The 9,627-nt window shown below is 41.9% G+C and carries 8 protein-coding genes and 1 pseudogene; 8 read left to right on the top strand and 1 reads right to left on the bottom strand.

Annotation, left to right across the window (positions count from 1 at the left end; genetic code table 11):
• The 5 genes and pseudogenes from AWH66_RS20050 to AWH66_RS20035 all read left to right on the top strand — a co-directional run.
• A pseudogene (locus AWH66_RS20050) lies at positions 1-398 on the top strand (hypothetical protein); the annotation flags it as partial.
• A gap of 11 nt (positions 399-409) precedes the next feature.
• Positions 410-877 (top strand): structural protein, encoded by a 468-nt coding sequence (locus AWH66_RS20045; protein ID WP_063605292.1) that lies wholly within the window; start codon positions 410-412, stop codon positions 875-877.
• A 98-nt stretch (positions 878-975) separates the two neighbouring features.
• Positions 976-1,188: a hypothetical protein gene (locus AWH66_RS20040; protein ID WP_063605291.1), complete on the top strand. Its 213-nt coding sequence runs from the start codon at positions 976-978 to the stop codon at positions 1,186-1,188.
• Complete coding sequence (locus AWH66_RS26005; protein WP_167360977.1) at positions 1,188-1,343, top strand: hypothetical protein; 156 nt, start codon at positions 1,188-1,190, stop codon at positions 1,341-1,343. Before AWH66_RS20040 ends, AWH66_RS26005 begins: the two co-directional genes overlap by 1 nt.
• A gap of 284 nt (positions 1,344-1,627) precedes the next feature.
• On the top strand, positions 1,628-3,139 hold the full coding sequence (locus AWH66_RS20035; RefSeq protein ID WP_063605290.1) for a coiled-coil domain-containing protein: 1,512 nt from the start codon (positions 1,628-1,630) through the stop codon (positions 3,137-3,139).
• Positions 3,140-3,169: 30 nt separating this feature from the next.
• On the opposite strand, the gene AWH66_RS20030 is transcribed toward AWH66_RS20035, so the two are convergent.
• The gene (locus tag AWH66_RS20030; protein WP_063605289.1) at positions 3,170-3,592 is read right to left on the bottom strand and encodes a phage protein; all 423 of its coding nucleotides are present in this window, start codon (positions 3,590-3,592) and stop codon (positions 3,170-3,172) included.
• Positions 3,593-4,093: 501 nt separating this feature from the next.
• Between AWH66_RS20030 and AWH66_RS20025 the strand changes: the two genes are divergently transcribed.
• The 3 genes from AWH66_RS20025 to AWH66_RS20015 are packed head-to-tail and all read left to right on the top strand — an operon-like array spanning position 4,094 to position 9,607.
• Positions 4,094-5,530, top strand: a complete 1,437-nt coding sequence (locus tag AWH66_RS20025; RefSeq protein WP_063605288.1) for a site-specific integrase — start codon at positions 4,094-4,096, stop codon at positions 5,528-5,530.
• A gap of 37 nt (positions 5,531-5,567) precedes the next feature.
• Complete coding sequence (locus AWH66_RS20020) at positions 5,568-7,124, top strand: hypothetical protein (protein ID WP_063605287.1); 1,557 nt, start codon at positions 5,568-5,570, stop codon at positions 7,122-7,124.
• Entirely contained in the window at positions 7,121-9,607 is a 2,487-nt protein-coding gene (locus tag AWH66_RS20015; protein WP_063605286.1) for a hypothetical protein, read from the top strand. The genes AWH66_RS20020 and AWH66_RS20015 overlap by 4 nt, the downstream gene beginning before the upstream one ends.
• The last annotated feature ends 20 nt before the right edge of the window (positions 9,608-9,627 follow it).

Raw genomic sequence — 9,627 nt, 5'->3', positions numbered from 1 at the left:
AGCCGTTAGTCACGCTGTGTTTTAGCGTGTCACTGAGCGCAATGTTATCCGGTTTTACGGGTGAGCTCGCTTACACCATTTTGCTTGTCAATGAACGCGGCGAACCGATTCGTGACGGTCTTAATACGCCTATTGGCATTGGCTTAAACACCACCACCATGCACGGCGCTGCGTCTGAGCAAGGGCAGCGAATCACGGCAAATGAAACCGTTGTGTTGTCCGTCGATAAGCTTAATGTCCATGACAAAGAGAAAGTGATTCCTCGTGTGGTGGTTCGCGCAGACCCAACTTATCAAATGACTCAAAGCGTGAGTAATCGTGATGTGTTGGAACATGCACAGTTCGGAGTGGGTGAGGTGACTTTGGTCGGGCTAGGCGTGTCGTCAACGTCTCTCTAATAGGGGGCGTCATGTTTCGCTGGTTCGCTTTTATTATCATTGTTTTCATCATGTATCAGGGGCAAAAGGTCTTGAAATCACAGCTTAATCGCGGGATTCGCAACAATAACCCGCTAAACATTCGCATTAGTAACAATGCTTGGGTTGGTAAGGTTACGCCGTCACAAGATAAGGCATTTGAAACCTTTAGTAGTCCTAAATATGGCTTTCGTGCGGCCACTCGATTGATTCGCAATTATCAGAATCTATACGGGCTTAACACGCTGTCGGGCATCATTCGTCGTTGGGCTCCGTCCCACGAAAATGATACTGCCAACTACACGCAATTTGTCGCAAGCAATATCGGTGTTGCTCCAAACGACACACTTAACCTTTACGACGATGCGTTAATGACTCGTTTGGTTCACGCCATGTCGATTATGGAAGTTGGTCGCTATTACAGTGTGAAAGATGCTGCCGAGGGAGTGGCTCTCGCATGAACAAGAAAGATGTCGCGTTACAAGTCACCATTGCCGTGTTCACAACGTTGTTAAGTGCATGGCTGTATTACAAATTGTCGAAAAAGTAGGGGTGTTATATGAAATTTCTAGGTATTGATTTATCACAACCATCAACAAAGAAAGGCTTAGTGTTATTGGGTAGCGCTGCGGCTTTGCTTGTTGGCCGACCTGAACTTCTAACTGCAACCGTCACACCTGACGGTGTGCAAGCAGGTGGCATCATTGGTGCGGCAGTTCCTGCGGTCATTGGGCTCTGGGAAACGCTTCGCAATGAGTTCAAAGGTCAATAATGGGTATAGTAGAAGCGCTCGTATTATCAGCGCTGACAGGCGGTGCGTCAGCTATGGCGACCGTCATTGCTCTTAAGGTCGATATTAAGTGGATACGGGATATTCTCAAAGACCATGCAGAACGTATTAAAGCACTGGAAACAAAGCATCAATAAAGCCCCGATTCTGCGGGCTACTTCATGCCGTCACTGGTGACGGATGTAAGGTCAGTAGGAAGGGGCGCGTGTAGCTTCACGAGATAATAAACGTCAGCTATTTAATCTCACCATTTTTGATACTTTCAATACTCCTAAGATACCTTACGCTTGCTATCGTAGGAATAAGCCGAACTCTTTGATAGAGTTCGGCTTTTTGTTATGCATATCATCAGACTGCATATTAAATTTGAGTAATTGGATGTAAAATAAGCCAATCGATATTTTGTATATTAGGAATTCAGATGATGTGGGGTTACACCGAAGAAAAGCTCAGGGATCTAATTCACACTGAAAAAGAGCATTTATGGAACAAGGTTAATGAACTGTCTGAGCAATTAAAAACTGCTCAAGATAGTTTGTCTGAGCTAGAAAAGACCGCTCCTGAACATTTTTCTAAGACCGTAGGTAATCAACGGAAAACCGCCGAGATAAAGAACAGAGCTAAAGAACAGTTTGAAGAAATGCAGAAAATTGCTCATGACGTTGAGTCTGGCAAAGAGTTCTTTGAAAGCTTACGTGACTCTATACAGAATTCCCATGAACAATCTACAGAAAATTCCAACCAGATTGCAACGCTACTGTCTCGCGCACAAAATGAAAACGAAGAATTAACAGAAAGCAAACTAGAATCTGAGAACACAATTCAAGAGCTAAGACAATTAGTCGACGAAAAAAACCTATTAACCCAGCGTATCGAAACAATAACAGAGCAAGTAGCTGACTCGGAAAATCTAACCAAGTCTTTGAGAACCTTACTTACAGGAGCAACCAAAGAACGAAAGGAAATTCGAAGCTTATATTTGGAGGTCTTCGGTCAAAGCTATGAAGATGAAAACGGAGAAATTCACGAAGTTGAAGGTCTTAAAGAGCAGTTGCAAGTTAGTTTTGACAAGATAAAAGAAGACCTTACGAGCCTGAATAGTGAGCTCTCTACCTTAAACGAAACACAAACCAACGTACTTGCGTCTTTAGAAACCCATTTCAAAGAGTCAACAGATGAAGCCGTTCGAGTAGCAGATGAGCAATATACAGCAATAAAAAACCGCATAAATGCATTATTGCCAACAGCATTAACTGCCGGGCTATCTGGTGCTTATGTTGAAAAGATTAAAGTAGAAAAAGAGCAACTTAACAAACACGAATTTTCTTTCTTTATCGCGATTATTGGTCTTATCATTTGCTCTTCAATACCGCTGATTTACAGTGTCGTTCGGGTATTGTTTCAAGAGCAAGAATTTGTGAATGTAATAAAAGATACTCCGACTATTTTTAGTCTGATGCTTCCTGTTTACGCTCCAATTCTATGGGTAGCATACTCATCGAATAAGAGCTACAAATTAAGCAAGCGACTCATAGAGGAATACACGCATAAGGAAGTCTCTAGTAAAACGTTTGAAGGGCTATCTGAACAGATATCCCAAATAGGAGAAGATAATGCAAGTGGAGAGCTGAGAACCAGACTTCTGTTTAATCTTCTTCAGGTTAATAGCGAAAATCCGGGTAAATTAATCTCAGATTATAATAATTCTGACCACCCGATAATTGATGCAATTGATAAAAGCTCCAAGCTCGCTGAAGCGATAAACAAGTTAGATAACGTTCCAGTTGTGAGTCATTTGTTAAAGCACCTTAGCGCCAAGGAAAAAGCTAAGCTAGACGAAAAAGAAAAAGAAGCGCAAGCTGCGTTAGATGCTCACGTAGAAGCGAGCAAAGAACAAGCCAAGGACAATGAGGAAAGAAAGTTAGATTCATAACGCTCTATTGAGAACGTTATGATAGTTAGTCTATTTATATTTGGTAGGAATCCAAGGGGCTGCCGTCATGCGGCGGCCACCACGAAAAGGCAGTAAATTCTCTTTGGCCGGATACACCTTGGGGTATTCAATGTGGCCATGCAGTTCGACCAATTGAGTGTATTCATCACGCCAATGCACAAAGCTTTCCAGTTCTTTAGGACTAAATTCACGGCCAGAAGGTGTGATAAACACCGCGCGTTTTTCATCAATCCGAAATCCATACCAACGCATATCATTGGGTAGATAACCAAGGGCTTTAATCAATAGCAGTTTTTCAGCCATGGGATTGATAGGAACAGTGCCGTTAAGCCAGCGTGAAATGGTGACTTTGTTGACGTGAAAAAACTCAGCGCCAGCACGAATGGTTTCAAATTCTTGCCAGTACAAAATGGCAAATGACTCTAATATCATGGTGATAAGCCTCACAAAAATCCTGATACAACAAACGTTAATTTCTATTGCTTTGTTTTTATTGATAGTTACCGTCGATAGCCGAAGCGGTGCGGTGCATTTTGTATAATCATCAATTTCCAAAGCAGAATTAAACGTATCAACGTGAAACGTGTGCCAGAACAAGCCAAAGGCTTTAACTGATTGAAATTCTTAATATTAAAACGGGCAAGATTGCCATTATCACCAAATGTTAAAAAACCACCCCTTAGTGCGCATTATGTATATTATGTTAAAATTGAATTGATTGGAGTTTTGTACACCACCGCTTCTTGGCACTTCTTCCGACACTTCATTAAACATAAGTTATTTACCATAAAGTATATAATAATCAATGACTTATTTTCTTGGAAATAAGTCATTGATTATCTACATCACAAAACAACAAACTCGATTCGTGATTGCTATATCTTTTAGCCTATGATTGTACATGCAGTGAAATCTATTAGAGGATTTTAGTTCATGTATAAGGTGGAGAAATGTGGCGACGAGTTTTGGTGCATCCTCGATGTACAAACCACTATGCCACCCCTACTTTCGTTTCGTTGGTTAGAGTCCAAGTTAAAAGAAAAAAAACTTGGCACCCAAAAATCTTACATGGACTCAGTCAAATTGTTCTATGACTTTTGGTTACAGAAACATGGCGTCTCTCTGGATTACTCTTTCTATCGTACAGATTACCAAGACGTTGAAGCTTTGATTGTCGAGCTTGATGCTTTTTGGGACTTCCTGATCGCTGATAAGCAAATCAGTAATGTTGCTACGCTCCCAACTTCTTTTACTACAACAGACGAAACTAATAGAAAAAAAAGGACTGCTGCTAAGCACTGTACGGTGGTCTGCAACTTCATCAAGTTCTTAAGTTCAACTTACTTAACAGCATCTTATATAGATGAAGACCGTAATACCCTTCGCAGATTAAGGACAGAAACTGAAGAAAGATTGAATGAGGCTCGTAAAAAGTTCAATAAATTCAGTAAGTCTGCTGCTAGAGTCACCTCCAACTTCGATGATTTAAAAAGTTTGACGGAGGAGCAATACGAGGACTTCTTCAAGGTGTTGCTGCCAGATGTTATGAAGCCAATAAAAAACGAAAATACGGGGGTAATAGAATGGGAGTTGATCAAAAAGAATCGACTCAACCCCATTGTCTCCTATGAAGTTCAGATGCGAAATTATCTTTTAACAGATTTACTTGTAAAGTATGGATTGCGTATTGGCGAGTCCCTGCTTCTTCGAAAGAACTCGTTTAAAAAGTCCCGAACCGTCGAGAACAGTTGGATAATGAGCGTTAGAAATCTATCTGACGATGCATTAGATGATTCTGCCATTGAAGATGAACGTAATAATAAGCCTCAGATTAAGACAAAGTTCAGTAACCGACTCATATACATTACTGCTAATGACTACAGAAATTTGATGACCTATTACAGGTTTATTAGAACGCCAGAAGCCAAACATGACTTTATCTTTTCAGCGAGCATCAGCCCTTTCAAGCCATCGAGCTATTCGACTGTGATGACTCAGTTCAAAAATGTCACAGAGTCGTTTAAGAGTCACTTCCCTGAGCATTTTGATCCTAATTATGCAGAATCGATAACAAAAAGCATATCACCTCACTGGCTCAGACATACTTGGGCTTTCGGTACGATGGAAAACTTATATTTCAAGCTCAAGGATGAGTTCATTGAGGCTGGCGCTGTCAATGTTAAAGGCATAATGGCTGAAGTTAGAGATCAGCTTCGACTGCTTGGTGGATGGTCTGACAAATCAACGATGCCCTCGAAATATGCCAAACGGTTCGAGTTACGCAATGCCAATGAAACACTAATGCGTGTTTACAACAGCACTGAATCCGAAGTCGGACTTCACGACTTTGACGAACAATTCCCATGGTAGAGCCAAGAAAAACTGAATCTTCTTGCAGGAAGCAACAATGAGTAACGAAACCCATTTACACCAAACGAACAGCCCAAGCCATGCAGCAATATTTACGGCAAAGCAAATTAGTTTTATTCACGACCTACATTTACCTGCTGTGATGTCAATTGACGTTGCGGCTCAAGATGACACAACTCACGTTCAGACGAAAAGTGACCGTTGGGAATATACCAGATTAGGACGAATCCATGTTCTCAGGTTTGATCTGTCCCCTGACTTTAATAAGCTTCTGAAAGTATTAGTAATAAAATACACTTCTGGACACCTAGCTCCGCTAACGTCTGAAGGTTTTAGACATATCAAGAATGTTATACGTTCTTTGGAAAGTATCTCTTACAGTTCGGTCTGCAAATGGCTTGAGGTGCGTGCGGCTGCTGACAAAGCTAGTGGATATTTTGAAGTAAAGTCAGTGACAAGATATCTGATTCGAATGGGGTTTCCTAATTTTGACATTGACGATCTAGAGACACTAGTTCGGTTACCTGTTCCATCAACCAGCGATCCGTCTCTTCGTTATCAAGACGTTGAAGCGGCAATGCCGACACATCTCAAAAACCTGATAATCAATCGATTGGTTGAGTTCGGCACGCCTGAAGGGCTTGCATCTCTCAGTGATAATCAATTAAAGGACTTATCAATTCTTGCTATTTCTTATGCTGTCGGCTGCCGACCACAGCAGTTTGCAAAGTTGATTGGTGGCTCTGTAAAACTTCACGCCATGAATCATAAGACTGGCTTAAAACGATATTTACTTGCGGTTCCGTTGGTCAAGCAAAGCTCAGTGACTGACTCAACTACCCCAGTCGCGTTGAGTAGTGAAATTGGACGTATTATTGACGAATACAAAAAGCGGTTTGCTATTGAAGATGGAGATACTTTGTATCCCTATGATGGCGATAAGAAGCGCTCTTTATCCAAGCAGATGCACTTGTCTCTTAACGATGCATTGTTGTTTATCCAGCCTAAAGATGTGAAGCTTGCGATTGAAAGTCAGCGGATGGATAGACCAGAATATTCACTCTACGACTTTCGCCACAATATTGGGCACAGTATGGCAATGCTTAATGCGTCAGCGGAAGAAATCGCAATGGTGCTTGGTCATGCTAGTACGGTTGCCGCTAGCTATTATATTGAAGCCACCCCTGAAATAGCTCTATTAAAACACAAAGCGCTTGGTCAGAATCCAGTCTGGGAAGGCATGATGGGGCTGCTTTTAACTGGCTATTCGGTGAATGAAGCCGAGTGGAACGGTTACTTCGTTTCTGGGATCGTTCGCGGCAAGTTTATAAAGCGCGTTGGAGGGTGTGAAAGGCACCAAAAGCAATGTCACCTCCAAAAAGTACGTAGCTGCTACGGATGCTTTTACTTCAGACCGTTTAGGGATGTCAGCAAACATCGAGAAGTGCAAAATATCATGACGGAAGAGTTACTTGATGTGGTTGATGTATCACAGGAAGGTCAAGGTGTGCTCAACCCTCTCATAGATACAGCTACACAGACTAAAAATGAAATAGAAATGGTGATCAACCGTCTTCAAGGTGGCTTTCGATGAAACAGAACTACGAGCAATTAAACAACTTTATATCTCTAAATAAGTCGTTCTTCGAGGATGCCCTATTACCTGAAATTAATGCTGGTGATGAACAATACTCTTGGGAGTCGACATACTGGGCGCTGGGAGGTTCATCCTCTGGCGTGTTTGCGACAAACTCAGCACAGATAAATTTTGTTCTACTCAAATGCAAAAATACCAAAGGTCTGTTTCAAGATGGTGAAGACAGCTTTGATCTCATTGAAATAAATCCAGTTTTTTCTGAGTTCATCAAGGCTTATTGTGTATCACTGTTCAGAGATAAAAAAGTATCAGGTTCGGTTGTACGTAACACACACATACTCCTTAAACGTGTATACGTGCGTATGCTGATGAGTGGTGCTGAACCTCATCCCGTTAATATCACATCAGAATTTGTGCAGGCAGCGACTGACCTATGTGCTCAATCACGAACGGGAAAGTCAGCTAAAATTAACGCCGCTAATGACTACATCTTGGCAAACAAGGTTGCTACCGAACTAAACTATCTAGGCATCACGCAAACTGAACTAAATATTGAGACAAAGCAAACCAGCATTGGTACGAATTACACTGAGCAAGTTAAAGCTGAGCAACAAACCGATGATAACGAGCAAAAGGAAAAAAACCTGTCAATTCAGACATTTTTAAATGTCGTTGCTCTCCGCTCTTTGGTTAAAACCGATGGAGAGAAAGTTGTTCTAAACTGTGTGTTGCTTCTTATGGTGACAGGGTTTCGACATATGGAGGCCGCAACCGTTCGATATGATAGGTTTAAAGTTGTTGAAATTAGTGACCCCCATACACGGGCCGCGATGGAGAAGCGCGGTCTACCGACTTATTTTGTTGGTCTTCAATATGGTGGAGAGAAAAAAGCAGGTATTCGGACACATTGGTTTGAACCGATGACAGTTGATTTGCTCGATGAGATTGTCGTCGATACTTTATGTCTCAATGAAAAGATTCGTAAACAAGTGGAATATATAAGAAGCAACGACTTTGATTCACTTCTTCCATCGTCATGGGGCCGAAACGTAAGCAGCCGGGTTGTTGAGCTACACTCTAAAGTGGCAAGTCTCGATTTAATTGTCGATGATGTTTACGAGTCTTATTCGAAGACTGTGGTCGAACGCGGTCGCCGCGCAGCGCGAGATTACGCAGTCAAGAAGTTGGCGGGCTTTGGAATAACGCCTCACTCAGAAGTCGAGTCTGGGAGAAACAGCAAAGAGAAACTATACACCCTTAGTGATATAGATACGTTCATAAAGTTGAGTCTGGATGCGGATAGAGGAACTTCGGCCGACTTAATTTGGCGATATACGGATTCTGAAACGAAAGAAGTGATTCATACTCCATATGAGAAGTTGTTATTCATTTTTCCTCTCGGTAGCGCGAACCAGACCCGACAAGCTGCTCTGAAAGTCATTCCACAGGTAATTAACACAAATGTTATCTCTTCATTTTTAGGGTATGGGCAAAAAGGTAGCCGTGCGCGCAGTATTTTTGCGAGATTTGGGTTGCTCAACGAAAATGGTGAGATCGACATGATGTATTCTCATTGCCCAAGGCATGGGATAAATACATTTTTAGCCTTAGCTGATGTGTCTGACCATCTCCAAGCTATGTTTATGGGACGTAGCGATATAAAGCAAAATAAGAGCTATCAGCATCTAAGCTTCGAAGACAGAGCCGTCTCTACTGAGTTGGTCTCGTTTGGTAATGCCAAGCAATTCGCTAGTGAAGGGAAAGCATTGGAGGCAGTTAAAATAGAAGCTTCTATCAAACTCAATCCAAACCTCGAACCGTCTAATGCATTTGCCCAAGCGTTAGGTACACAGACAACAAGCGAAGATAAAACCTCATTCATTGTAGATATATCTAGCAACAGCTCAAGCGATGTCTTCGCTGAGTTCGATGAGCTGTTCAACTTGATCGATGAAGAAGAAATGGATGATAAATCATCACTAGCAAAAAAAAAGGCTGACGTTCGCCCCCATTCAGACTTGCATGAAATGTATCTTGGGAGCTGTATGCGAAAACTGTCAACGTTCTCATGCCCTTACAATATGAAATGCCAAGACGGTTCGCCTTGTGCTTACTTCACTCTCACTGGAAGATCTGATGAGGAACACAAAATTAGGAAATTAGGTGAGCGTATTTCGTCTCAAATATCTGTCATCAATCACTTGGAGTTAACCGGAGAGTTATCTGTTGAGGAGTGTGAAGAGATACTTGGAGAGCTTCACACCCGTCAAGAGAATGTCGAATACCATGAGAGCCAGTCCGACTCTCTAAACAACGAAAAGACATTGATAAATTTGGCGGCACTTGATGAAAATCGAAAACCTAAGATGCTTTCAGAGATATTTGCTGTCGCTCAGCGTGAGATAAAGGCAATGAAGTCCCTGGAGTCAAAGCGCAAGAAAGAACTCCTTGTCGCCCCTCATTCAGAGGGTAGCGATTAATTTCAATGGCTGCTCAACTG

The organism is Vibrio barjaei (assembly GCF_001639065.2).
Classification (GTDB): domain Bacteria; phylum Pseudomonadota; class Gammaproteobacteria; order Enterobacterales; family Vibrionaceae; genus Vibrio; species Vibrio barjaei.
Note: the sequence above shows the minus strand (reverse complement) of the source record. Positions and strands in the feature narration are given on the sequence as shown.

What these genes read in the sequence shown, in the direction of transcription:
- AWH66_RS20045 (WP_063605292.1), top strand. Translation starts at nt 410, where the DNA reads ATGTTTCGCTGGTTCGCTTTTATTATCATTGTTTTCATCATGTATCAG.
- AWH66_RS20040 (WP_063605291.1), top strand. Translation starts at nt 976, where the DNA reads ATGAAATTTCTAGGTATTGATTTATCACAACCATCAACAAAGAAAGGC.
- AWH66_RS26005 (WP_167360977.1), top strand. Translation starts at nt 1,188, where the DNA reads ATGGGTATAGTAGAAGCGCTCGTATTATCAGCGCTGACAGGCGGTGCG.
- AWH66_RS20035 (WP_063605290.1), top strand. Translation starts at nt 1,628, where the DNA reads ATGATGTGGGGTTACACCGAAGAAAAGCTCAGGGATCTAATTCACACT.
- AWH66_RS20030 (WP_063605289.1), bottom strand. Translation starts at nt 3,592, where the DNA reads ATGATATTAGAGTCATTTGCCATTTTGTACTGGCAAGAATTTGAAACC.
- AWH66_RS20025 (WP_063605288.1), top strand. Translation starts at nt 4,094, where the DNA reads ATGTATAAGGTGGAGAAATGTGGCGACGAGTTTTGGTGCATCCTCGAT.
- AWH66_RS20020 (WP_063605287.1), top strand. Translation starts at nt 5,568, where the DNA reads ATGAGTAACGAAACCCATTTACACCAAACGAACAGCCCAAGCCATGCA.
- AWH66_RS20015 (WP_063605286.1), top strand. Translation starts at nt 7,121, where the DNA reads ATGAAACAGAACTACGAGCAATTAAACAACTTTATATCTCTAAATAAG.